21 protein-coding genes are annotated in these 23,772 nt (G+C 64.5%); 11 read left to right on the plus strand and 10 right to left on the minus strand.

Going from position 1 to position 23,772, the window contains the following annotated elements; genetic code table 11:
• The first annotated feature begins 88 nt into the window (after window positions 1-88).
• The 3 genes from AC5RUQ_RS01575 to AC5RUQ_RS01585 are packed head-to-tail and all read left to right on the plus strand — an operon-like array spanning window position 89 to window position 3,566.
• A complete protein-coding gene (locus AC5RUQ_RS01575; RefSeq protein WP_493945655.1) occupies window positions 89-1,144 on the plus strand; it encodes a LacI family DNA-binding transcriptional regulator in 1,056 nt (351 codons plus the stop codon).
• An 11-nt stretch (window positions 1,145-1,155) separates the two neighbouring features.
• Window positions 1,156-2,355 carry a mandelate racemase/muconate lactonizing enzyme family protein gene (locus AC5RUQ_RS01580; RefSeq protein ID WP_493945656.1) on the plus strand — a complete coding sequence of 400 codons (1,200 nt, stop codon included), beginning with the start codon at window positions 1,156-1,158 and terminating at the stop codon, window positions 2,353-2,355.
• The gene (locus tag AC5RUQ_RS01585; RefSeq protein WP_493945657.1) at window positions 2,352-3,566 is read left to right on the plus strand and encodes a fumarylacetoacetate hydrolase family protein; all 1,215 of its coding nucleotides are present in this window, start codon (window positions 2,352-2,354) and stop codon (window positions 3,564-3,566) included. Before AC5RUQ_RS01580 ends, AC5RUQ_RS01585 begins: the two co-directional genes overlap by 4 nt.
• 234 nt (window positions 3,567-3,800) lie before the next feature.
• Here the strand turns inward: AC5RUQ_RS01585 and AC5RUQ_RS01590 are convergent, their stop codons facing one another.
• From AC5RUQ_RS01590 to AC5RUQ_RS01605, 4 genes are read right to left on the minus strand one after another with little or no spacing between them, the layout of a single operon-like run.
• Window positions 3,801-6,164, minus strand: a complete 2,364-nt coding sequence (locus AC5RUQ_RS01590) for a beta-xylosidase/alpha-l-arabinosidase (RefSeq protein ID WP_493945658.1) — start codon at window positions 6,162-6,164, stop codon at window positions 3,801-3,803.
• Between the two features lie 2 nt (window positions 6,165-6,166).
• Complete coding sequence (locus tag AC5RUQ_RS01595) at window positions 6,167-6,985, minus strand: carbohydrate ABC transporter permease (protein ID WP_493945659.1); 819 nt, start codon at window positions 6,983-6,985, stop codon at window positions 6,167-6,169.
• Window positions 6,986-7,939, minus strand: coding sequence for a carbohydrate ABC transporter permease (locus AC5RUQ_RS01600; protein ID WP_493945660.1), 954 nt, complete (start codon window positions 7,937-7,939; stop codon window positions 6,986-6,988).
• An 8-nt stretch (window positions 7,940-7,947) separates the two neighbouring features.
• The gene (locus AC5RUQ_RS01605) at window positions 7,948-9,246 is read right to left on the minus strand and encodes an extracellular solute-binding protein (protein WP_493945661.1); all 1,299 of its coding nucleotides are present in this window, start codon (window positions 9,244-9,246) and stop codon (window positions 7,948-7,950) included.
• Window positions 9,247-9,385: 139 nt separating this feature from the next.
• Here AC5RUQ_RS01605 and AC5RUQ_RS01610 point away from each other — a divergent pair, with 139 nt between their 5' ends.
• Complete coding sequence (locus AC5RUQ_RS01610) at window positions 9,386-10,408, plus strand: LacI family DNA-binding transcriptional regulator (RefSeq protein ID WP_493945662.1); 1,023 nt, start codon at window positions 9,386-9,388, stop codon at window positions 10,406-10,408.
• Window positions 10,409-10,440: 32 nt separating this feature from the next.
• Window positions 10,441-11,349: an aldose-1-epimerase gene (locus AC5RUQ_RS01615; RefSeq protein ID WP_493945663.1), complete on the plus strand. Its 909-nt coding sequence runs from the start codon at window positions 10,441-10,443 to the stop codon at window positions 11,347-11,349.
• A 73-nt stretch (window positions 11,350-11,422) separates the two neighbouring features.
• Here the strand turns inward: AC5RUQ_RS01615 and AC5RUQ_RS01620 are convergent, their stop codons facing one another.
• Window positions 11,423-12,589, minus strand: a complete 1,167-nt coding sequence (locus tag AC5RUQ_RS01620; RefSeq protein ID WP_493945664.1) for an endo-1,4-beta-xylanase — start codon at window positions 12,587-12,589, stop codon at window positions 11,423-11,425.
• Window positions 12,590-12,776: 187 nt separating this feature from the next.
• Here AC5RUQ_RS01620 and AC5RUQ_RS01625 point away from each other — a divergent pair, with 187 nt between their 5' ends.
• The 5 genes from AC5RUQ_RS01625 (at window position 12,777) to AC5RUQ_RS01645 (ending at window position 18,287) form a co-directional block, all read left to right on the plus strand.
• Entirely contained in the window at window positions 12,777-13,805 is a 1,029-nt protein-coding gene (locus AC5RUQ_RS01625; RefSeq protein ID WP_493945665.1) for a LacI family DNA-binding transcriptional regulator, read from the plus strand.
• A 114-nt stretch (window positions 13,806-13,919) separates the two neighbouring features.
• Window positions 13,920-14,651: a polysaccharide deacetylase family protein gene (locus AC5RUQ_RS01630; protein WP_493945666.1), complete on the plus strand. Its 732-nt coding sequence runs from the start codon at window positions 13,920-13,922 to the stop codon at window positions 14,649-14,651.
• Between the two features lie 121 nt (window positions 14,652-14,772).
• On the plus strand, window positions 14,773-15,960 hold the full coding sequence (xylA, locus tag AC5RUQ_RS01635; protein ID WP_493945667.1) for a xylose isomerase: 1,188 nt from the start codon (window positions 14,773-14,775) through the stop codon (window positions 15,958-15,960).
• A 278-nt stretch (window positions 15,961-16,238) separates the two neighbouring features.
• Window positions 16,239-16,826 carry a hemerythrin domain-containing protein gene (locus AC5RUQ_RS01640; protein WP_493945668.1) on the plus strand — a complete coding sequence of 196 codons (588 nt, stop codon included), beginning with the start codon at window positions 16,239-16,241 and terminating at the stop codon, window positions 16,824-16,826.
• A gap of 102 nt (window positions 16,827-16,928) precedes the next feature.
• Window positions 16,929-18,287 (plus strand): Nramp family divalent metal transporter, encoded by a 1,359-nt coding sequence (locus tag AC5RUQ_RS01645; protein ID WP_493945669.1) that lies wholly within the window; start codon window positions 16,929-16,931, stop codon window positions 18,285-18,287.
• A 380-nt stretch (window positions 18,288-18,667) separates the two neighbouring features.
• Here AC5RUQ_RS01645 and AC5RUQ_RS01650 read toward each other — a convergent pair whose 3' ends face one another.
• The 5 genes from AC5RUQ_RS01650 to AC5RUQ_RS01670 form a co-directional block, all read right to left on the minus strand.
• Complete coding sequence (locus tag AC5RUQ_RS01650) at window positions 18,668-19,774, minus strand: GTP pyrophosphokinase (protein ID WP_493945670.1); 1,107 nt, start codon at window positions 19,772-19,774, stop codon at window positions 18,668-18,670.
• A 49-nt stretch (window positions 19,775-19,823) separates the two neighbouring features.
• On the minus strand, window positions 19,824-20,813 hold the full coding sequence (locus tag AC5RUQ_RS01655; protein ID WP_493946375.1) for a LacI family DNA-binding transcriptional regulator: 990 nt from the start codon (window positions 20,811-20,813) through the stop codon (window positions 19,824-19,826).
• A gap of 109 nt (window positions 20,814-20,922) precedes the next feature.
• The gene (locus AC5RUQ_RS01660; protein ID WP_493945671.1) at window positions 20,923-21,819 is read right to left on the minus strand and encodes a dihydrodipicolinate synthase family protein; all 897 of its coding nucleotides are present in this window, start codon (window positions 21,817-21,819) and stop codon (window positions 20,923-20,925) included.
• Between the two features lie 4 nt (window positions 21,820-21,823).
• Window positions 21,824-22,717: an EamA family transporter gene (locus tag AC5RUQ_RS01665; protein WP_493945672.1), complete on the minus strand. Its 894-nt coding sequence runs from the start codon at window positions 22,715-22,717 to the stop codon at window positions 21,824-21,826.
• Window position 22,718: 1 nt separating this feature from the next.
• Window positions 22,719-23,348 (minus strand): helix-turn-helix domain-containing protein, encoded by a 630-nt coding sequence (locus AC5RUQ_RS01670; RefSeq protein ID WP_493945673.1) that lies wholly within the window; start codon window positions 23,346-23,348, stop codon window positions 22,719-22,721.
• Between the two features lie 110 nt (window positions 23,349-23,458).
• Here AC5RUQ_RS01670 and AC5RUQ_RS01675 point away from each other — a divergent pair, with 110 nt between their 5' ends.
• A complete protein-coding gene (locus AC5RUQ_RS01675; RefSeq protein WP_493945674.1) occupies window positions 23,459-23,674 on the plus strand; it encodes a hypothetical protein in 216 nt (71 codons plus the stop codon).
• Window positions 23,675-23,772 lie beyond the last annotated feature (98 nt).

Consider the following 23,772-nt stretch of genomic DNA (forward strand, 5'->3'; position numbering starts at 1 on the left):
TCTTGTGCATTCGGTTGCACCCCTTGACCGGCGGCATAGGGCAAGGAAAGAATGAAACACCCGAAACTTTTCGAAAGGTTGCGAATTCATGGCACTGAAGATGCCGGAGCGGGCCAAACCGACGCTCGCATCCGTGGCGCGCCAAGCCGGCGTCTCGGCGCCTACCGTTTCGAAGGTAGTCAACGGGCGGGAAGATGTAGCGCCCGAAACCAGGGCCCGAATACTCGCCGCGCTGGAGCAGGCGGGGTACCAGTCCCCCCTGCAGCGCCGTTCCACTGCGGAGGCAGGGAACGTCGTGGAGGTGGTTATTGACGTGCTTGACTCCGCTTACATGATTGAGGTTCTCAACGGGGTACTGCAGTTCGCGGCGGCTTCCGATGTTGAAATTCTGTTGAGCGTCACGGGTCCGGCACCCTCGAGCCCCCGCGGCCCGGAGCGCCGCGCCCAGCGCATGATGGACGAAGGCAGGGCGGGGATGATTGTGGTGACGTCCGCTTTCAGCGAGGCGCAGCTGCATGCGTTCCGCCGCCGCCACATTCCCGTCGTCGTCATCGACCCGCTCAACCCGCCCTCAGCCGATGTGGTGAGCGTAGGAGCGACCAACTGGGCCGGCGGCAAAGCCGCGACAGAGCACCTGCTTGAGTTGGGGCACCGGCGTATCGCCTACATTGGCGGTATACCGGGGGCTGAATGCAACCAGGCGCGGCTGCACGGTTATATGGCGGCTTTGATGGCCCAGGGCGTTCCCGTGGAGCCCCAGTACATTATTTCCGGCGGCAAATTCCGCCGTGAAAGCGGGATCACCGGGCTCAAGGCGCTGCTCCAGCTCGACCAACGGCCCACGGCCATCTTTGCCGGAAGTGACAGCATCGCCCTGGGTGTTCTCGGGGAAGCAGGCCGCCACGGTATCCGGGTTCCGGAAGATATCAGCCTTATCGGCTTCGACGGAACAAAACAGGGCGAGGAATCCATCCCGGCGCTCAGCTCCGTAGCCCAGCCGCTGGAGGAAATGGGGCGCGCAGCGTTGCGGTCGCTCCTGCGCCAGGCCCGGGGGGAGATCCTCGATTCCCACCGGGTGGAACTGGCCACCCAGCTGATTGTCCGCGACTCCACGGCCCCTCCCGCGGGCACAGCAAAGGGGTGAGATTGGCGAGGATGATCATCACGGGCCTCGACACTGTTGTCGTCGATTTTTACCGGACCAACCTGATCTTTGTCCGCCTGCACACGGACTCCGGCCTCACCGGCGTCGCGGAGGCGACCCTTGAGGGGCAGGAACACGCTGTCCGCGGCGCCGTCGCTGTCCTCGCGGACGCGGTCCGGGGTAAGGACCCTACCCGGATCGCCCAGACCATCTACGAACTCAACCGGGACGCGTACTGGCGTGGTGGCCCTGTTTCGATGACTGCCCTCAGTGCCCTCGAAATGGCGATGTGGGATGTTTCGGCACGCGCCCTGGGTGTACCTGTGCACCGCATGCTCGGCGGACAGGTCCGGGACCGGGTCCGGGCCTACGCCAACGGCTGGTTCTCCGGAGCCAAAACCCCTGAGGACTTCGCCGACGCCGCTGTTCAGACAGTTGCCCAGGGCTTCCGCGGACTCAAGTGGGATCCGTTCGAGGCAGCGGACCTGACACTTGGCCCGCGGGATCTGCGGCGCATGCTTGAGCCCGTGGCCGCTGTGCGGGAGGCAGTGGGCGATGATGTTGAAATCTTTATTGAAGGACACGGCCGGTTCGACGTGCCCACGGCCATCCGGGTAGCGCGCGAAATCGAGCGATTTCAACCAGTGTTCTTCGAGGAACCATGCCCGCCGGACGGCATCGACTCCCTTATTGAGATCCGGTCCAAATCGCCTGTGCCGATCGCGGCCGGGGAGCGCTGGTTTGGACGGAACACCTTTGTCCCCGTCCTCGCACGGAACGCAGTTGACTACATCCAGCCGGACGTCACGCACGCCGGCGGCCTGCTGGAACTGTCATTCATCTCTACGCTCGCCGCAGCCCATTACATTCCCTTCGCCCCGCATAACCCGAGCGGGCCCCTGAGTACCGCGGCCACCCTGCAGCTCGGCGCCATGCTGCCCAACTTCCGTTACCTGGAGATCATGGCCTCGGACGTCCCATGGCGGAGCGAGATCTCCAACGAGCGCCTCCAGCTGACGGAGGAAGGGGACATTCTCATCCCCGACGGTGTCGGCCTCGGCGTCGAACTGGACTTCGACGCCATCGCCGAGCACCCGTACACACCGCATCCGATGAGGATCTTCAACGACGCTGTAGCTGACATCAGGCCGCCGGATGCCCGTTCCTACTTTAACCTCGAGCGCACCCCAGAGAGCCTGGACAGGCTATGACCACCACGGCATCGCTGCCCATTCTCCCGGCCGACGCTGCAGACGCGGTCCTCGTTGGCCGAGTGTGGGATCCGGCCTCCGGCGGTCCAAGGGTGGTGTGCGTCCGGGGTGATGAGGTCTTTGATCTCACCCCCGGGGTCCGCACTGTCGCCGGGCTCATGTGTCACTGGAACCCGGTGGACTTCGTTCTGCAGACAGCCGGCGCTCCTCGCTGGAACCTGGCAGAATTGGTGGAAGCCTCGCTCGGCGGGGACCGGGACCGGCCCCACCTGCTGTCCCCGATCGACCTCCAGGTCATTAAGGCCTGCGGGGTCACCTTTGTGGAGAGCCTGATCGAGCGCGTCATCGAGGAACGGTGCGGCGGTGATTTCAACCGGGCAGCGGAAGTCCGCACAACCGTTGCCGAGGCCCTGGGCGGCAGCCTGGATTCCCTGCGCCCCGGGTCTGAAGAGGCCCGGGAGGCCAAGAAGGTGCTGTCCAGCCAGGGCATGTGGTCGCAGTACCTGGAGGTGGGACTTGGCCCCTACCCGGAGGTCTTCACCAAAGCCCCGGTCCTGTCTTCCGTTGGTTTCGGTTCCGCCGTCGGCATCCCCGGATTTTCCTCGTGGAACAACCCGGAGCCGGAACTTGTGCTCATTGCCGACTCAGCCGGGACGGTTCGGGGTGCAGCCTTGGGGAACGATGTGAACCTGCGGGACGTGGAGGGCCGCAGTGCGCTCCTCCTCGGTATGGCCAAGGACAATAACGCTTCCTGTGCCATCGGTCCGCTGATCCGTCTTCTCCACCAGGACTTCACGCTGGACTCGCTGCGAAGCGAGGACATTACCCTTACCGTGGAAGGCATGGACGGCTACCGCCTGGAGGGCCGCAACAGCCTTGCCCGCATCAGCCGCCCCTTCGAAGAACTCATGGCAGCAGCCCACGGCCGGCACCACCAGTACCCCGACGGTTTCGCCCTCTTCACCGGGACACTGTTCGCTCCAACGCAGGACCGTGATGCCGAAGGGCTCGGCTTCACACACAAGCCCGGCGACGTGGTCACCATCAGCAGCCCGCAGCTCGGCGCGCTGATCAACCGGACGCAGACCACCGAGGACATGGAGCCCTGGACCTTCGGGCTCAGCGCCTTATTCAGCTACCTTTCCCGGCTGGAGGCCGGGCCTTGGCCGTCAACGGGTGTGAACTGCACGGATTCCCACGTCTCCCCATAGGGCACCTGATCGCTCAGTTCGACGGTGAAGCTGCCCGGGCCGCGCCTGGTTACGAGGATGCCCCGTACGGGGTTTTCCTGGGCCAACGCCCGGAGCTGTTGGATGGAGACGTTCAGCTTGTCATCAACGTCGGATCTGGTCGTGGCAAGGACAGTCAGGCAGTGCGGCGTTCCCATGGAATTCCTTTCGGCTTGCAGGTGGCCGTGCCAAGGGCGCGGCCACCTGCCTCTTGTCTCAGTTGCCTGGCGTCACCGTGACATCGCAGTGCAGCCGGCGGCTGTGGTCAACGATGCGTGTTTCACCGGTCAGCCGGAACCCGGCCCGCAGGCGGATGTCCCCGCTGGAAGCCCCGAAGCGGAGTTCCACGTCGCCGGCCTCGACGATTCGCTTGCCATCCCGGCCCGTAAACGATGTGACGTCGGCGGGCACCGTAAAGGAAACCCTCGCCGAAGCTTTCGCCTCCAGTGGCACGCGGGCATACCCCACCAGCTTCTGCACCGGGCGGACCACTGAGGCCACCGGATCGTGGAGGTACAGCTGGACGAGTTCGACGCCGGCCCGTTCACCGGTGTTCGTGACGGTGATGCTGGCGTTCGCCGCACCATCCACCGCCACGGTGGAGGACCCGTCCAGTTCCAGGCCGCTCCATTCGAACGTGGTGTAGCTGAGGCCGTGGCCGAAGGGGTAGGCGGCCGCCGGATCGATGTTGGAAACGCTGCTGGCCTGGGCCAGTGGAGAGGCCAGGTATGACGAAGGCTGGGCGCCCGGCCGGGCGGGAATGCTTACCGGCAGACGGCCACTGGGGTTGACGCTGCCGCTGAGGATCTTCGCCACAGCCGGCCCGCCTTCCTCGCCGGGGAAGAATGCCTGCACGATTGCGGCGGCCTCTTCGACGGCGGACCCCACGGCGTAAGGGCGGCCTGTGAGGAGCACCAGCACCACGGGGACACCGGTTTCAATCAGCCGGTCCAGCAGTTGCTGCTGGACGCCCGGGAGCACCAGGGATTCCACGTCGCAGCCTTCACCGCTGGTTCCCCGGCCGAACAGGCCGGCGCGGTCACCCATCACAGCGATGACGACGTCGGCCTCGCCGGCGGCAGCAACGGCGTCGTCAAATCCCTCAGCGGACGGGCCGTCGATGGAGCAGCCGGCCGCTACCGTGATGCGGCTGTCCGGGAATTCGGCCCGCAGGGCCTGCGCCACGGTGGGCAGCTCGATGCCAACCGGGATGTCCGGGTGCTGCCCGCCGACGTGTGCCGGGAAGGAGTAGCAGCCGAGGAAAGCCGCGGTGTTGTCGGCGTTGGGCCCGACGACGGCTATGCGGCCGGGATTGCGCAGCGGCAGGATGCCGTTGTTGCTGGCCAGGACGATCGACTCTTCGGCAATTTGGGCGGCGAGCTTCCTGTTTGCCGCGGTGTCAAGGGTGATGCTGCCCTGCAGCCCGGCACTGTTCTGCAGATCGGTGTCCTGCAGGGCAAGGGGAACGGCAGACCAGTCCTCATCCAGCAGGCCCAGCTCGATTTTCTGCACGAGCACCCGGCGCAGGGCACGGTCGATGAGGCTGACCGGAACGCGCCCGGCTTCGACTTCGGCCAGAAGGTGCCCGCCAAAGGCGTGCACGGTGGGAAGTTCGACGTCGACCCCGGCGGCCAGGGCGGCTGCTGCAGCTTCGCCGAGGGACCCGGCGACGCCGTGCAGGTTTTTCAGGAAGGCGATGCCGAAGTAGTCAGCGACCACAGTGCCATTGAAGCCCCACGTGTTGCGCAGGAGGTCAGTGAGCAGGGAAGCGTCGGCTGCCGAGGGGACACCGTCCAGGTCCGTGTACGCATGCATGACGGAGCGGACGCCTGACTCCCGGATGGCCATCTCGAAGGGCGGAAGCAGGACGTCTGACAGCTCGCGGGCGCCAACGGAGACGGGGGCCAGGTTGCGGCCTGCCTTTGAGGCCGAGTAGCCCACAAAGTGCTTAAGCGTGGCGACGATGCCGCTGCTCTCCAGGCCCTGGATATAGGCGGTGGCGAGGGTTCCGATCAGGTAGGGGTCCTCGCCGATCGTTTCCTCCACGCGGCCCCAGCGGGCATCGCGGACCACGTCGAGGACGGGGGCAAGGCCCTGGTGCACGCCCACCGAGCGCATGTCGGCTCCAATCGACGCACCCATCGTACGGATGAGGTCAGCGTTGAAGGTGGCGCCCCACGCGAGCGGCACGGGGTAGGCCGTGGCCTGCCAGGTGGCGAAGCCCGCCAGGCATTCTTCATGGACCAAAGCCGGGATGCCGAAGCGGTTGGCGGCGGCAATGCGCTGCTGGGTCCGCTGAAGCGACAAGGCACCCAACGCCGGGTCGACAGGGGCCGTGCCGAACGGCCTGGTGAGCTGTCCCAGGCCGTTTGGCAGGATCTCGTCGAGGTCAACCGCCGGGTTCATCTCATTCTGGTGGGGGGCTACTTCGCCGCCCTCCGTGGAAGCACCTACCCAGATGCCGAAGAGCTGTGCGGTCTTCTCCCGAAGCGTCATGGCGGCAATCAGGCTGTCGGCGCGCTCCCGGGGGGTGGACGCGGTGTCGCGCCACGGCGCGCTGTGAGTTTTGGTTTCTGTCATGATTACTTTCCGCCAGCGCCCATGAGGCCCTGGACAAGCGCGCGGCGCGCGAAGAGGTAGGCGAGCAGTACCGGCACCATGGATAGGGTCACGGCCGCCAGGAGTCCGGGGATGTTGATGCCGAACTGAGTCTGGAAGTTGAACAGGCCGAGGGTGACCACACGGGTGGATTCAGACTGCGTCAGGATCAGCGGGAAGAGGAAGCCGTTCCACGCCTGGAGCGCTGAGAACACGGCGATGGTGGACAGGCCGCCCTTGGACAGCGGCAGCACTAGGCGCAGGAAGGCACGGGCGGGGGATGCGCCGTCCATGGCCATGGCCTCATAAAGGTCCGGCGTGATGTCGCGCATGGTGCCGCTGAGGATGATCGTGCAGATCGGGAGTGCGAAGGCCGCCGTCGGAAGAATGACGCCTAGCAGGTTGTCATAGAGGCCCACCGTGTTGATCAGGTAGAACACCGGAACAATGACAGCCTGGGCAGGAATCGCCAGGCCCAGCAGGAACAGGCGGAAGATGGCCGTCGCGGCACGGCTTTGGCTGCGCACAATGGCATAGCTCAGCGGAGGTACCAACAGCAGGACGAGGCCAACCACACCCAGGGTGACGATAACCGTGTTAAGGAAGTACCTGCCGAAACCGCTGCTGATGGCATCCACGTAGTTCTGCAGGGTGAAGCTGGTGGGGAACGACAGCGGCCCGTTGTCGCCGAACTCGGCACGCGTCTGGAACGTCGCGGACAGCATAACGTACAGCGGAACAGCAACGATGGCCAGCCAGATGAAGGCTCCGACGCCGGCGAGGTAATTCGGACGCGTTTTCATTTAGAGCCCCTCCATGGAACTGCGCATCTTGTCGTACCCGGAAACGCGGACCACTGCGAAGGAGATCGCCGTGGAGATGACGACGAGGACCAGCGCAATCGCGCTGCCGGTGCCGAAATCGAACCTGCGGAAGGCTTCCTGGTACATGTGGAAAGCGGTGATGGTGGTGCCGGTTCCCGGTCCGCCGTTGGTCAGGATGAGGACTGTTTCAAAAGTCGTCAGGCCGCCGACCACCATAAGGATCACCGACGTGATGATGCTGTTCTTCAGCTGCGGCAGCGTGATGCTGAAGAACTGCCTGACGGTGCCGGCCCCGTCGATCGACGCCGCCTGGTACAGGACCGGCGGGATCTGGCGGGCGGCACCCTGGTAGATCAGTGTGTGGAACGGCGTGAACTGCCACATGCCCACGAAGATCAGCACCGCAATGGCGCCGGTCTGCGTGCCGAGGAGGTTGCCGTCCCCGAACAGCCAGGACAGCTGGCCGGGGAGGCCGAAGTTGGGGTCGAGGAGGGCGCGCCACAGGACGGAAATCGCCGCGGAGGACAGCAGCAGCGGAACGAAGTAGATGGCGCTCAGGATGGCGCGGTTTTTCTGGTTTCCGGCCGCCCAGACGCCGAGCAGGATACTCAGCGGAGTCTGGGTGATGATGCCGAGCGCAATAAACAGCAGGCTCAGCCAGAGGCTCTGGAGCATCACCGGGTCCTCAAAAAGAGCCTCCCAGTTCTTGAGCCCCACAAATTTGGGATCGCCGAGACCGCTCCACGTAGTGAAGGACAGCACCGCCACCGCAACAAGCGGCACGAGCGCGAAAAGCCCAAAGAAGATAGTGGCAGGAAGAGCCCAGACAAAGCCGGGGCGGCTCGAGGTGGAGCCGCCCCGGCGTGTGGGACGGCCCTTTTCAGGGCCGCCCGCACGTTCCGGGCGCCTGCGGTTGGCAAGCGTCGTCGTCATGATTTTTCCTAAAGGCTCTGCATGGCCTTGATGAAGCCGTCTTCATCAATCTGTCCGCTGAAGAACTGGGAGACGGCGGTGAGGATGGTGACAGTTGCTTCCGGCGGGTACGCCTGGTCCCAGGAAAGCTGGAACGACGGCGCTTCCTTCACCAGGCTGAACTGGTACTTGGCGTACTCGGGGTCGGCAGCCTTGTCGAGGAACTTTTCCGTGTTCGTGGTGGTGGGAAGGTTGCCGATGGCCACCTGTTCCTCCACGAACTGATCCGAGTACATGAGCTTCAGGAAGTCGCGGGCGGCTTCCGGATAGCGCGTGTTCTTGTGGATCGAGTAGAAGTTGTTCGTGTTGCCCACGAGGTTGTCCTCGTCGCCTTTTCCACCCTCGATCTTCGGGAACTCGCTGTAGCCGAGGACATCCGCAGCGAACGCAGCATCATTGCTCTGCTGCGTGGAGTACTCCCACGAGCCCATGAGCTCAAAACCGGCCTTGCCGCTGGCAAGAAGGGCAGGCGAACCGCCGTCGGTGAACTTCACGGAGTCGAAGTTGGTGCCAAAGGCCCCCGCATCCACCAACTCGCGGAGCATGCCAAGCGCCTTGCGGCTTTCTTCGGATTCCCAGACGCTGCTGTCCCCTTCCAGCGCCTTCTGGAACAGACCCTCGCCTGCAACGCGGTCGTAAAGGTACTCAAACCACATCAGCGTCGGCCACCGGTCACCGGCCCCCAAAGCAATGGGGGTGATGCCCTTGTCCTTGAGGATCTTTACGTCCTCCAGCAGTTCATCCCAGGTGGCCGGCGGCTTGCTGATGCCCGCGTCAGCCAGGACCTTGGTGTTGTTGAAAAGCATGACCGGCTGGGTTCCCCGCATGGGAACCCCGTAGGACTTGCCGTCGATAACCGCAGTTTCAAACACAGACGGCAGGAAAGCGTCCTTGAGCTGCGGGTCTTCCTTGATGAAGTCGTCCAGTGGAAGCACAAGGTCGGCATCCACAAAGCTCTTGATGCTGCCGCCGCCCCAGTTGAAGAAGATATCCGGTGCGGTGGGGGTATCCATGATCGTCTGCAGCTTGGACTGGTATTCGGCACCTGGAATCTTGTCCAGGACAATCTTTACCTCGGAAGTAGCGTTAAAGGCGTCGATCATCTTTTGCTCAACTACGTTGCCTGCGTCGCCGTACATCGCGACGTGGAGTTCATTCTCCGGCCGGCTTGATGCGCCGGACCCGCCGGAGCAGCCTGCCATTGTCAGGCCAAGGGCAAGTGCCGCACCGCCTGCGATAGTGCGGGCTACCCATCCATGGTTGTTCATCTTCGAACGCCTCTCGAAAGTTTCGATACTTTGATCGAAAGTTATGTGACGGTTGCCAGTGTAAGTTGCGTTACACCTAGGGCGCAAGGTGTAAGTATTTCGGGCACCAATGGACGAAACGCCCGCTATGCTGGTCCTCATGTCCAGCCCTGCATCGTCCGACGCGCGCGTTACCTTGGCCCAACTGGCAGAGGAAGCGGGCGTTTCGTTGTCCACCATCTCGAAGGTTCTTAACGGCCGATCGGACGTTTCTCGTAAAACGCGATCGAAAGTTGAGGAGCTCCTCGAGGAGCATGGCTATAAGCGGCGGAAAACGACGGCGTCCAAATCCGCCCTCCTGGAGCTTGTGTTCCATGAGCTTGAAAGTGCGTGGGCGCTCGAAATCATCCGCGGTGTGGAGAACGTCGCCAAAGCGAACGGCATGAGCGTCATCCTCACCGAAAGCGGCACCAGGCATGCTCCCGGAACGGATTGGATCGAAGGGGTCCTGGCCCGCCGGCCCGCCGGGGTGGTGCTCGTCTTTTCCGATCTGCCGCAGGAGTACCGGCAGCAACTGGATGCCCGCTCCATCCCGTTCGTGATCATCGACCCGGCAGGTGACCCTGCCCCCGACGTGCCTTCGGTTGGTTCAGCCAACTGGGCCGGGGGCATGATGGCCACCCGCCACCTCATCGAACTCGGCCACACCCGCATTGCCGCCATCTCCGGGCCTGAGGACATGATGTGCTCCCTCGCCAGGATCGATGGCTACAGCTCGGCCCTGAACACCGCGGGCATCCCCATCGACCGGACCCTGATCCGATACGGTGACTTCCACGTGGACGGCGGCCGGAAGCACGCCCTTGAGCTGCTGCAGATGGAGCAGCGGCCTACCGCCATCTTCGCCGGAAGTGATTTGCAGGCCCTCGGCGTGCTGGACGCAGCCCGCCAGCTGGGAATTTCAGTCCCGGCCCAGCTGTCCATCGTGGGCTATGACGACCTCCAGGTGGCACGGTGGTCCAGCCCCGCGCTGACCACCGTGCACCAGCCCCTGATAGAAATGGCTGAAGAGGCGGCGCGCATGGTCCTGCGGCTCCGGGAAGGTGAACGGCCCAACAACCTGCGCCTTGACTTGGCAACATCCCTTGTTGTCCGCCAAAGTACTGCAATCTGCCCCGACTGATTCGCGGGCAGCATCTTCCTGAAAGGAACACCATGTCCAGTGCGGGGCCCAACGGAGATCTGATCACCCTCAAGGCGGGGGCCTATACGGCTACTGTCGCCAGCGTGGGGGCCGGACTCGTAAGCCTGTCATTCCAAGGCCAGGACATTGTGCTGCCCTTTCCCGAGCACGAACTGCCGCCAGCCTACGCGGGGAAGGTGCTGTTGCCCTGGCCCAACCGTGTAGCCGGCGGCGCCTACACCTTCGCCGGCCGGCGCTATGAGTTGCCGGTAAACGAGGCCACTACCGGCAGCGCCCTGCATGGGCTTGCACTGTGGAACGCCTGGCAGGTAGAGCACAGCTCGGACAGTGAAGTGCTACTCACCCATCTGCTGCACGGAGAACCTGGCTACCCGTTCCAGCTCGCGCTCTCGGTGCGCTACGCGCTGGACAGCGGCACAGGGCTTCGGGTCGAGCTTCACGCCTCCAACTGCGGCACGGCGGCAGCCCCTTACGGCTGCGGCTCCCACCCTTACATCACCGTGGGCGGCGAGGACGTCGGCAACTGTGAATTGAGCTTCCGGGCCGGCAAAGTTCTCCTCACTGACAGCAGGCTCCAGCCCACGGAGCTCCTGGACACCAAAGGTACGGACTTCGCATTTCCCGAGCCGCGCATGCTGGCTTCGCAGTCGCTCGACCACGCCTTTACAGACCTCCCCCAAGGGGACTGGAACGTCACGCTGCGCAACCCCGCCCTCAGGCTTTCGGCAGTGGTGGAAGCTACTGGAACCGAGGCCCCCTGGCTGCAGCTCTACTCGGGCGAACTGCGCGGCCGGAAGGGCTTGGCTGTCGAGCCGATGACCTGTCCGCCCGATGCCTTCAACTCCGGGCAGGACCTTGCTGTCCTTGAACCAGGTGAGTCACATTCCCTCACCTACCGGATCCATGCTGTGAAGGGCTAGCAGCAGGAAACGGCAATGCGGCCCGGAACCACGTGGTTCCGGGCCGCACCTTTATGAGTGACTGCCGGTGGTGTTACTGCTGGTAGGCGGGGTGGTGGCCGGCACGCTGCTCACCACCCGGATTGGCCTTGAGGAGCGTGGACTGCAGTGCGTCGTACGAAGGCTTGCGCGTGTAGTCCTCCCACATCACCGTTGCCTCGCCCTGGCCGTTGAAGAAGACCGGCACCCATGAGTACTTGTCATTGAAGCCCCAGATGGTGAAGGACTTGCAGTCCTCAACATTCAGGCAGGCTTCCAGCGCGCGCTGGTAGTAACTGGCCTGCTTGGCCAGCTGCTCTTTGGTCGGCTTGGTGCCGGCAGCAATGTTCATGCGGACATCGATTTCCGTGACGGCGGTTTCCAGGCCGAGGTCATCGAAGCGCTGAAGGTTCGCCTGCAGGTCGCCGGGGAAGCCGTACTGGGTGCTGAGGTGGCCCTGCACGGCGAAGCCGTCCACCTTGACGCCCTGGGACAGGAGCTTCGAGATGAGTCCGACGTAGGCCGTGCTCTTGGGGTTGATGCTTTCCACGCTGTAGTCGTTGAAGAAGAGCTTGGCCTTCGGATCGGCTTCGTGCGCCCACCGGAAAGCATCAGCGATGATCTCCGGACCAAGTTCCCGGATCCAGATGTTGTCAGTGGTCCGGAGTGTACCGTTGTCATTGAAGATCTCGTTGGCGACATCCCACTGCTGGATCTTGCCCGCGTACCGGCCAACAACAGTGGTGATGTGGTCCTTCAGAATGGAGCGAAGCTCGTCCTTGCTGAAGTTGCCCTGCTCCAGCCAAGCCGGGTTTTGGCTGTGCCAGAACAGCGTGTGGCCGCGGACCACCTGGCCGTTCTGCTGGGCGAACTCGACGATGGCGTCCATCTCAGCGAAGCGGTACTGATCGCGCTGGGGGTGGATGAACTCCCACTTCGCCTGGTTCTCCGGCGAAACCGAACTGAACTCTGAGGCCAGGACTTCACGGTACTGCTGGTCTGAAGTGAAAGGGTTGGCATAGGGCATCGTCTCGTGGTGGCCACCGCCGGCAACTGCCGTGCCAATTCGAACGTTTTTCGGTGCGGCCCAGCGCAGGGTGTCCTGCTTGGCAAGGCCCGGGGGCTGCGGCTTGTCATTCCCGTCGGCAACTGCTGGCAGTGCCGTGGGGAGGACAAACGCTGACGCCATGACGGCGGCAGCAACCATTTGTGCAACCTTCATAAAGAGCTCTCCTTTGAGTACGAGCCGATCGGGAACCTGATTCCGACCAGACCTTTCCGGAAAATTCCGGAACTTGGTTGTTGTAGATTAGGAGCGTTTCGGAGAGCGCGTCAAGGGTTTCGCCGAAAATGCCGTGGCTGGCGGTGCGACATGAAGGCCTATACTGGCAGCGACCCAGGAGGAATGCGTGCCCGAGAGCCAGCGCCCGGCAGTCACGATTTCGGCTATTGCTGCCGAAGCGGGGGTGTCAGTGCCTACAGTTTCCCGCGTGCTCAACGGCAGGGGCGATGTGTCCGCGCGTACCCGCGAGCGGGTGGAAGCCCTGCTGCGGGACCACGGCTACCAACGGCGGGGGATCCGCCCGGATGTCCGGTCAGGCCTTATTGACCTTGTTTTCAACGACCTGGACAGCCCTTGGGCGGTGGAAATCATCCGTGGCGTGGAGGAAGCCGCCAATGAAGCGGGGGCTTCGACGGTGGTGTCCGCGATCCACCGCAAAACAAGTCCCACCTCCACCCGGCAGTGGCTGGACAACGTCAGTGCCAGGGCGAGTGACGGGGCCATTCTGGTCACCACAGACCTCGATTCCTTCCTGCGGGCCGAACTGCAGCGCCTGCACGTCCCCGCAGTCGTGATTGATCCTGCGGGCGTGCCGGACTTGGACGTGCCAACGATAGGTGCCACCAACTGGACCGGAGCGGTCGGTGCAACCGAGCACCTCACTGGAATCGGCCACCAGCGGATTGGATTCGTTGCCGGCACACCTGGCCTGTGGTGCAGCAGGGCGCGGCTGGACGGCTACCGCGCGGGCCTTGACGCGGCCGGGATCCCCTTTGATCCCGACCTGGTGGTGGACGGGGACTTCGACTACCAGTCCGGGTTTCGCGCCGGGTGCCGGTTGCTTGAGCTGCCCCAACCACCGTCTGCCGTGTTCGCCGCGAGCGACCAAATGGCCCTCGGCGTCTACGAGGCAGTGCGAAAGAAGGGGCTGCGGGTGCCCGAGGACATCAGCGTCGTTGGATTTGACGACCTTCCGGAAGCCCGCTGGGCGTCTCCTCCGCTGACCACCGTCCGGCAGCCGCTGGCGGAGATGGGCAAACTTGCTGCGCGCACCGTGCTTCGGATGCTTCAGGGCGAGGGTGTTGAAAGCCCCCGCGTGGAACTCTCCACCAGGCTTGTGGCCAGGGAGAGCACCGCCGCGCCCCGCAACACGTAATCCCTGCGCTCCGAAACTCCTCTTGGCGCACCCTTGACGAGGTGATTAGCACAAGCCTACGCTCAGCGCATTCCGGAAATTACCGGAAATTCCCGTGACTCCGATGAGGTAGACATGAACTTCCCACTTCGCCGCCCGTCATTTCTACGCAGGGCGGCGCTGCCTTTCGCTGCCACCGTTGTGGCACTTGGTGCTGCCGTTCCGGCAGGCCTTGCTGGCGCAGCTCCTGCCCAGGCCGACCAGGCCACCCCCGCGATCGTCGATTCAACCAGGCACGAGGGCAAGTACCTAAGCCTGACGTTCGACGACGGTCCCGATCCCGTCAACACCCCAAAGCTGCTGGCCGTGCTGGAGAAGCACCACGTCAAGGCCACCTTCTGCCTGTGGGGAGACCACGTGAAGCAGCACCCCGAGGTTGTCCGCCAGGTCGCGGACGCGGGCCACCTGCTCTGCAACCACACGATGCATCACCACAACATGGGTGGCTGGAGCGCCGAGGCCATCAGGGCCGATCTCGAAGAGACGAGTGCCGTTATCCGCGAGGCCGTGCCGGAGGCGAAAATCAACTACTTCCGCGCTCCCTATGGAAGCTGGGGACAAACTCCGGAGGTAGCCGCAAGCATGGGCATGCAGCCGCTTGGCTGGGCCACGGTGGTGGGCGACTGGGATCCCCCGGGGACTGCAGAACTGGTCCGCCGCATCAGGGATGGCATCACGCCGGGAGGGGTGGTGCTCCTGCACGACGGTGGCGGGGACAGGAGCCAGACGGTGGAAGCAGTAGACCAGGTCATTCCGGAACTACAGTCCGAGGGCTGGCGCTTCGACCGGCCTGCCCGGCGCGGCTGACAGCCTTCCAGACGCAGCCCGTCCCCACCTCCCTTGACGGTGCTGCCGCCGCAACCATATAGTTCAATTTATAAACTAATTGGCTGTTTCCGGCCTTACTCTTTGACTGCAAGGACGCATCATGACTCTTACCCCGACCCCCGCTGAGAAGTTCACTTTTGGTCTTTGGACTGTTGGCTGGACCGGTGCCGACCCGTTCGGTGTTGCGACCCGTGCGGCGCTGGATCCGGTGGAGGCGGTCCACCGCCTCGCCGAGCTGGGCGCCTACGGCATCACCTTCCATGACAACGACCTGGTCCCGTTTGAGGCCACGGCCTCGGAGCGCGAGCTGATCCTGAAGAACTTCAAGGCGGCCCTGGCCGAGACCGGGTTGAAGGTCCCGATGGTGACCACCAACCTGTTCAGCCATCCGGTATTCAAGGACGGCGGGTTCACCTCCAACGACCGCTCCATCCGCCGCTTCGCCCTGTCCAAGGTCCTGCGGAACATCGATTCCGCCGCGGAGTTCGGCGCCGAAACGTTCGTGATGTGGGGCGGACGTGAGGGCAGCGAATACGACGGGTCCAAGGACCTTTCCGCGGCCCTGGACCGGATGCGCGAGGGCGTGGACACCGCCGCCGCGTACATCAAGGACAAGGGCTACAACCTGCGGATCGCCCTGGAGCCCAAGCCCAACGAACCCCGCGGCGATATCTTCCTGCCCACCGTCGGGCACGGCCTGGCGTTCATCGCCCAGCTCGAACACGGCGACATCGTGGGTTTGAACCCCGAAACCGGGCACGAGCAGATGGCCGGGCTGAACTTCACCCACGGCATCGCCCAGGCCCTGTGGGCCGGCAAGCTGTTCCACATTGACCTTAACGGCCAGCGCGGCATCAAGTACGACCAGGACCTCGTCTTCGGCCACGGCGACCTCACCAGCGCCTTCTTCACCGTGGACCTGCTCGAAAACGGCTTCCCCAACGGCGGCCCCCGCTACGAGGGCCCGCGGCACTTCGACTACAAGCCCTCCCGCACCGATGGGTACGACGGCGTCTGGGAATCCGCCAAAGCCAACATGTCCATGTACCTGCTCCTGAAAGAACGCGCCACCGCGTTCCGCGCCGACCCCCAGGTCCAGGAAGCCCTCGCCGCCTCCGGCGTCTTCGAACTCGGCGAAACCACCCTCACCGCCGGCGAAACCGCCACCGACCTGCTCAACGACACCACCGCGTTCGAAGACTTCGACGCCGACAAAGCAGCCGAACGCTCCTTCGCCTTCGTCCGCCTCAACCAGCTCGCCATCGAACACCTCCTCAACGCACGCTAAGCAGGTCATTCCGTCACTGCCGTCCGGCCCCTTCAGCAGCAGCTCCATCGAGCGCGTCCTGAAAGGGGCCGGCGCTGCGTTTGAGCTCTAAGCCAGAGGCGCGCGACGGCGGTCATGCCGGCTGGGGTGCCTTGCTGGCCTGGCTTCATTCGGCTGCGCCTCGTGCACCTGTGCCTGTGCGGAGCAGCGGATTTTCCCCTATGGATCGTGTTGTTGCCGCATGGTACTTTGACCCTCTTACGTCGCTTACCGGAAGCGATCCAGGAGGAGGCGAGCTCATGAGTGATACTGATTCCGCCGGAACGAACGTGGATGTCGTAGACATCCTGACCAGTGACCACCAGGACATGGTTGCACTGATCGGGCAGATCAAAAGCACGCCGGATGGCACCGCGCGCAGGGACCTTGCGGACACCCTGATTGCCGAAGTCATGCGCCATGCCGTCGCGGAGGAAATGTACGTCTATCCCGCCATTGAGGACCACGTGCCCAACGGAAAAGAAGAGGTGGAGCACGACAAGAAGGAGCATGACGACATCGTCAAGCTGATGAAGCGGCTGGAAAAGGTTGATTCCTCCGACCGGGAGTTTATGGAACTCGTGGGTGAGCTTGAGGGACAGCTGACCCATCACGCCAACGACGAGGAATCCGAGCAGTTCCCGAAGCTCCGCCTGCACATTCCCCGCGAAAAACTCATCGAATTGGGGCAAAAAGTAGAGAAAGCGAAAAAGGTGGCACCCACCAGGCCGCACCCAAGCGCCCCGCATTCGGAGCTGTTCCATAAGACGGTGGGACCGGGGGTCGGCATGGTGGACCGGCTCCTGGACAAGCTCACTCATCGGCAGACAGGTTCGAAGGACGACTGACAGGCTGCTTATGGCTTTCGGGGCGGGTTGCCTTGGTGGTGACGCCACTCGCGGTTAGGTTGGCAGGAGTTCTTTGCCTACCACCGACACCGAGGAGGAGTCATGAGCGACGGCGCCATGGACAGCACCGGCCCAACGAGCAGGCCGGCAACGGCCGCGCAGCAGCAGCTAGCTTCAAAGGCCGGCCATGCCGACCGGATTGATGACGACGGCGGCCGTCCCGCCAAATGGCGCATCATCGGGCCTGGCCTGGTGGTCGCAGCCACCGGCGTGGGCGCTGCTGACATGGTGGCCACTTTGGTGGCGGGCTCCCGGTACGGTTACGGCCTGTTCTGGGCGGTCATCGTTGGCGTGGTCTTGAAGATCATCCTCGTTGAAGGCGCCGGACGCTACACGCTGGCAACCGGAAAGACGATCTTCGAGGGATGGCGTTCCCTCGGCAAGTGGACCACCTGGTACTTCGGGCCTTACATCATGATCTGGGGCTTCGTCTACGGAGCCACTGCCATGTCCTCCGCAGCCTTGCCGCTCGCGGCCGTGTTCCCAATCCTGCCGCTGTGGGCGTGGGCCATCCTGATGGGCCTGGCCGGTTTCGCGATGGTGTGGTGGGGCAAGTACGCCACCTTCGAGAAGATCACTGCCGTGCTGGTGGGCATGATGTTCGTGACCGTGGTGGGTTTGGCCATCATTGCCGCCCCGAACATCCCGGAGATGCTCACCGGCCTGATCCCGATGATCCCATCGACCGATGGCGGCATCTTCTACACCCTGGCCCTGGCCGGCGGGGTGGGCGGAACCATCACGCTGGCCGCCTACGGATACTGGCTCCGCGAAAAGGGCTGGTACACGCCCAAGTGGATGAAGGTCATGCGGATCGACAACTCCATGGCCTACGTGATGACAGGGATCTTCGTGATCGCCATGCTCATCGTCGGTGCCGAGGTTGTCCGCTCCGCCGGTGTTTCCCTCAGTGCAAGCGATGAAGGACTGCTGGATCTCTACGATGTCCTGAAAGCGGAGTACGGCGACGTGGTGGGAACGGGGTTCCTCGTCGGTTTCTGGGCCGCTTCCTTCTCCTCCATCATCGGCGTCTGGAATGGCGTTTCTTTGATGTTCGCCGACTTCTGGGGCAATATGCGGGGCAAGGAATCCGGACACCCTGATACCCGGGTGGGCGGGAAATACTTCAAGTTCTACATTCTTTGGCTCACGTTCCCGCCCATGATCCTCTTCGCCCTGGGCCAGCCCATCGGCCTGATCCTGCTTTACGGCGCTTTGGGTTCACTGTTTATGCCGTTCCTGGCACTGACCCTGCTCGGCCTGCTCAACGGCAGGCGGATACCCAAAGCCTGGGCCAACAAGCTGCACTCCAACATAGCGCTGGGAGTGTGCGCCCTACTGTTTGTCGTCCTGGGCATCCGCCAGTTCTGGACGTCCCTGTCGCCGCTCTTCGGCGGGTGAAAAAGCCGCATCAAGTGCGAGAGCGTTGCCGGAAAAGCCGCATCAAGTGCGAGAGCGTTGCCTCTGGAGCACGTTCCCTGTGCGTCGGAGACCACGACGCAACGGACCCGGCCGTGGAAGCGGCCGGCCCGCAGCTCCCGGTTTGCCGGATTGGCCGGAGTACGGGCCCGGCCGTAGGACGATGATCCTGGATGAGCTGCCCCGTGTGGCGGAGGACCCCCGCCGGGAGCTTCGGGAGTTCTGGGCGGGGGCTTGAACCGGCTGTACAACTTCCAGCAGCAGGACAAAGCAGGCGCCCTGCGATGGGTGGAACGCTCCAGGTTGAAAGATCCCCGACCAGGAACTGCAAATATCGGACAGTCCGCTCCAGCGCCGAAACCCTACGTCTTCGTCAGCCGGTACCGTTCGATCTGTTTGAGCCGCCGCAGGAGGCTGTCGCGCCGCGGGTGCGGGACGGCGTCGGCCGCTTCGGCGGTGAGGTCAATGTGTTTGGTGCCGTACTGCCACAGCAGCAGGTCATCGAGCAGCCGGTCCGGACCGGGGGAGTAGCGGTGGTCCAGGGCCTTGCGGACTTCGGTGATGCGGTTGGCGCTCAGCAGCCCGGCGAGCTGCATGGTCTGGTTAAGTCCGTGTGCGGCGAGGAGCTCCGCGGCCCAGCCCCAGTCGTCATCCACCTTGCGGTCCACGTGCGGGAGCAGGGTGCGCCACACGTCGCGGATCCGGTTGGGTGTCAGCGGCGCGGCGCCCTCGCCCTCGGTGTCCCAGAAGCTGCGCACTTCCTCGTACCGTTCGTGCAGGTCCGCGAAGGCCGTTTCCACCGTTTCCAGCATCGCCGCCGTGGCGGTGAACTGCCGGTCGAAGTGCGGGGTCCAGGCGCGCGGGTCCTCGGCCTTGAACCGGATGTCGTGCTCGATCTCGCTCCAGGCGTGCGCAAAAATCGTGCGGATCTGGCATTCAAAGAAGTAGCTGCCGTTGGGCTGGGCATCCGGGTTGAAGACCTGTTGGTACTCCTTGACGGCCTCGTTCTGGATGGTCCGCAGGATCAGGTGGCGGCTGGAGTAGCCGTAGGTGCCGGACTCGATGGAACCGATGTCCTTCTCCCGGTCCCCGCGGCAGTCGAACAGTTGCCGCTGCCGCTTGATGATGTTGGCCACCGCGGCATTTTCGGCCGGCAGCTTGGTGATCACCCTGATGCCTACCATGTCATTCAGCGTCCGGAACGGGTCCGGGAACTTCAGCACCGGCGGGCCGCCTGGCTCCAGCGGCTCCTCGATCCGAGAGATCTTCTCCTTGAACGATTCCACCGTTTTGGTGCGCCCGGTAACGAACAGCGGGGTAACCTCGCTGTCCTTCAGCATGTCCCGCATCAGCAGCAGGACATCCCGCGTCACCAGTTTCAGGGCAGGCCGGACGCGCTCATAGATCTCCACGTTCTGCTGTACAGATTCGCGCAGGCTAGGGTCCAGGCTGTCCCAGTTACTCGGCATAGTCCCAGCTTACGGCCGGGCACAGACAGAACGACGGCGGCTGGAACCGTCAGCGTTCCGCCGCCACTGTGGATCCGCGCACCACGAGGGAACTCTCCAGCGTGGCCCCGGTCTGCTCCAGTGCCTTCCCTTCCATGAGGCGGCGCAGCTGCTCCCCGGCCTTCAGGCCCAGCGAAGTGGCGGGCAGATGGACGCTGGTGAGGCCGGGATTGCTCGTGGCGGAATAGGGGAGGTCATCAAAGCCGGCCACCGCCAGCTCCTCGGGTATCCGCACCCCTGCCACCCGCGCTTCCTGCAGCACGCCGTAGGCGTGGGTATCGGTGCCGCAGACGACGGCGGTCACCCCCTCACGTTGCCACGCCGGCCAGGCGGAGGCGAACGCGGCGGCCGCCGTTCCGACGTCGATGGTGGTGCTGATGATGCGGTCCGGCCCAACGCTGATGCCGCGGGCGGCCGCCTCCTCCAGGAAGGCTTTCCGCCGCAGGGCGAAGGTTTCCGTGCCGGTGACGCTGTCCACGTACGCCGCCTCCCGGTGCCCGGCGTCCGCGAGGTGCGCCGCGAGTTCCCGCGCTCCACTGGCCACGTCCAGGTTCACCGACGGCGCGTACGCCTCCAGCCCGGGAGCATCCAGCAGGACAAGCGGCGACGGCGACGCAAGGTCTTCGAGGAAGCCGGCGTTGGGTGCGTCAACGAGCAGCCCGGCCGGACGTAGGGACATCAGCCGCCGGACGTCGTCGGCCTGGGGGAACTCGCCCGCCTCGGTGACCGACAACAGCAGCTGGTACTGCGAACCCAGGGACTCCCGCACGCCGGCAATCACCTTGGCGAAGAATGGATTGGAGATATCCGGCGCCACCAGGATCACGATGGAGCTCACACCCTTGGCGAGGGAACTGCCGATGCCGTCCACCACGTAGCCGAGTTCGGTGATGGCCTCCCGGACCTTGGAAACGTTGTCCTCGGAAACACGGCCCGCAGTCTTGCCGTTGGCCACCAGCGAGACGGTGGCCGTGGAGACGCCGGCGCGGGCAGCGACCATCGCCGCCGTGATCCGCCGCGAACGCGAGGGCTGGTGCGACTGATCCGCGAATTCCATACTTCGATCGTAGTAGGCGATGCGCCGGCTTCAGGTCAACCGGGGGGCAGCCCTACCTGTCGAGGCCCAGGTCCTCGATCACCCCTGCCACCCGGCGGCGTTGGTCCCCGCTCAGCCCCTGGATCGGCAGGGGCAAGCAGGCCTCCGGCGCCAGTTCAAGCTGCTCCGCGATGGCGGCGACCACCCTGATGCTTCCGCCGAATTCGGCAAACAGGTTCCACAGCGGCGCAAGCCGCCCGGACTCGGCCAAGGCGTCGGCAATCCGGCCCTCCTGGGCAGCCCTGGTGATTCCCGCAGCAAGGGCGGGCAAGGTGCCGCCGATGACGGAATACCAGGCATCGCACCCGGCCGCCAGCCCGGCGGCGGCACGTGCATCACCGGAGACGCCGATGGTCACGGACGCCGGGACAACAGCACGGATTTCCTGGAGCCGGGCCGCTGCCTCCTCCAGGCCGCCCGGCACGCCCGGTATCTTGATGGACGCGATCCGCGGCAGCGCGGCAATCCGCCCGTAAAGCTTCGTGCTGAACGTGAAGTGGGTAGTCCCCGGGTTGTCATAGACGGCGACGGGCAGTGACGTGTGCGCAGTGACCGTCCGGAAGAGTTCGAACACGTCGTCGTCCGTCAACGGTTGATACGTCATCGGCGCAAGCAACAGGCCGGAAGCGCCGGCCCGCTCGGCGTTCTCCGCGTTGGCCAGCACCTGGGACGTCCGCAGCGCCCCGATCCCAACGATCACCGGAGTGGACCCGGCATGCTCCACCGCCAGCCGGGCAACACGGCTCCGCTCTTCCCCGCTCAGGTACGCGTAGGAACCGGTGGAGCCGAGCGCGGTGATGGAATCAACGCCGGCCTCCCTTAGCCGTTCCACCAGGCGGACGAACGAAGCCTCGTCCACAGCATCGTGTGCCAGTGGGGTGAGGGGAAAAGCGCTCAAGCCAGTGAACATCGGCTCAACCGACAAAGTCGAGATCGGCGGGGCTGGCTGCCTGCTTCCTGGGCGAACGGCGGCTGCCACCGCGCTGCGCCGCGGAACCGGCCAGGACCACCAGCAGGATTCCCACCACCTGGATGGCAGAGGGCTGCTGGTGCAGGATGAGCAGTCCGAGGAGGACGCCGACGGCGGGTTCGAGGGCCATCAGCGTTCCAAACGCCGTGGGTGTCATCCTGCGCAGGGCCAGCATTTCCAGCGCGAACGGCAGCACGGGCAACAGAAGGGCCAGTCCGGCGGCGGCAGCCAGGATGTCAAGGCTGAGGTGGCCTGCGGCCTGCGGGATTCCGACGACGGCGGCCGTCACCGCGGCGATGGGCACCGTGAGGGTGAGCGCGCCGATGCCGGTGAACCGGTCGCCGATCCGCTGGGTGAGGAGGATGTAGAAGCCCCAGGCGACGGCTGCCAGCGCGGCGAACGCAACGCCGGTGGGGTTGAAGTCGCCCTGCCAGGGCTGGGTCAGCAGGACCACGCCGACGAGCGCCAGCGCAGGCCAGGCGAGGGCCTTCCGGTTGTGGCTGCGGATGGCGGCCACCGTCAGCGGACCCAGAAACTCAATGGCGACGGCGGTCCCGAGCGGTATGTGCTCCACCGCGGCGAGGAACCCGATGGTCATTACGCCAGTGGTGATCCCGAGCCCGAGCAGCGGCAGCACGTCCGGCCGCCGGATGGAGCGCAGTGGCGGGCGGCCAATCGCAAGCAGGATGAGGGCTCCCATGCTCAGGCGCAGCCATGCGGTACCGGCCGGGCCCACGTCCTCGATCAGGCCCACGGAGAGGGCTGAGCCCAGCTGGACCGAGAGGATCGCGGTGACGGCCAGCCCCCACGGCGGTACCGGAACGTTTCGCTTGAGCATGTCAGTTTCCTTCGGTGGTTGTTGGGGCGGCGGCGTTAGCTTCGGGGCGGTGCCCCGAGCCAACGCCCGGTTCGAAGACCGCGAGCGTGAACGTGGCCGGTTCGTTGGCCGGATTGGCATATGAGTGCTCGACGTCGCCAGGGAAGGAGACGGCGTCACCCGCCTCGAGGACGAAGGTTTCGCCGGCAACCACAACCGTGATGGATCCCCCGCGGACCTGGAGCAGTTCCTTGGTGCCGGCTGCATGGGCTTCGCTCTCGTGCCGGTCACCGGGCGCCAGGGTCCAGTCCCACAGCTCAACCACATCAGGGGACTCGGTCCCGGCCACCAGCACACCGCGGCCACCGGAGGCAGAACTCCAGAGGGCTGCGCCCTTACCGCTCCTGGTGACCGTTACGGGCTTGGGCTGCGGCGAGTCCACCAGGGCCGGCAATCCTATGCCCAGCGCGTCACTGATTCGAAGCAGGGTCCCCACGCTGGGATTCGCAGCGCCCTGTTCGACGTTGACCACCATGCGGCGGCTCACTCCCGCGGCTTCTGCCAGCTGGTCCAGGGTCCAGCCCCGTGACTGGCGTTCCTGCCTGACCCGGCTGCCGATCGCTGACGCCAGGGCTGATGTGCTTTTATCCATTAGTGCATCATACTGCACCTTTAGTGCACTGCGTGGACGCTCGGTGAGGAAGGGGAGCGTGGGTTGACGGAGCCCTTCCTTAGGGGGACGCCAGGTGGGACGATGCCCTTATGAGCGATACAAGCGGAGGGGGCACGCGCGATCTTGGTCCCCACCAGCATGCGCACGCAGCACCCAGCACCCAGCAGATGAGGACCGTCGGGCAGCGCCGGCGGGACGCCGAGGAGAAGTTGGAACACCACCTTCAAGAAGCACGCCAGAAGCACGAACATCACGACGTTGAGGGCGACCCGGAGGCGGGGCTGGCCGGCACTGTCCAGCCCTAGGACGCCTTTCTCGCATACGGCCCGAAAAGGAGCACCGGCAGCCAGTGGGCTGCAGGCGTCAAACGCTTGACCTGCAACTACGTCAAGCGTTTGACGTG

The sequence above is a fragment of the Arthrobacter sp. MDT2-3 genome (assembly GCF_059090465.1).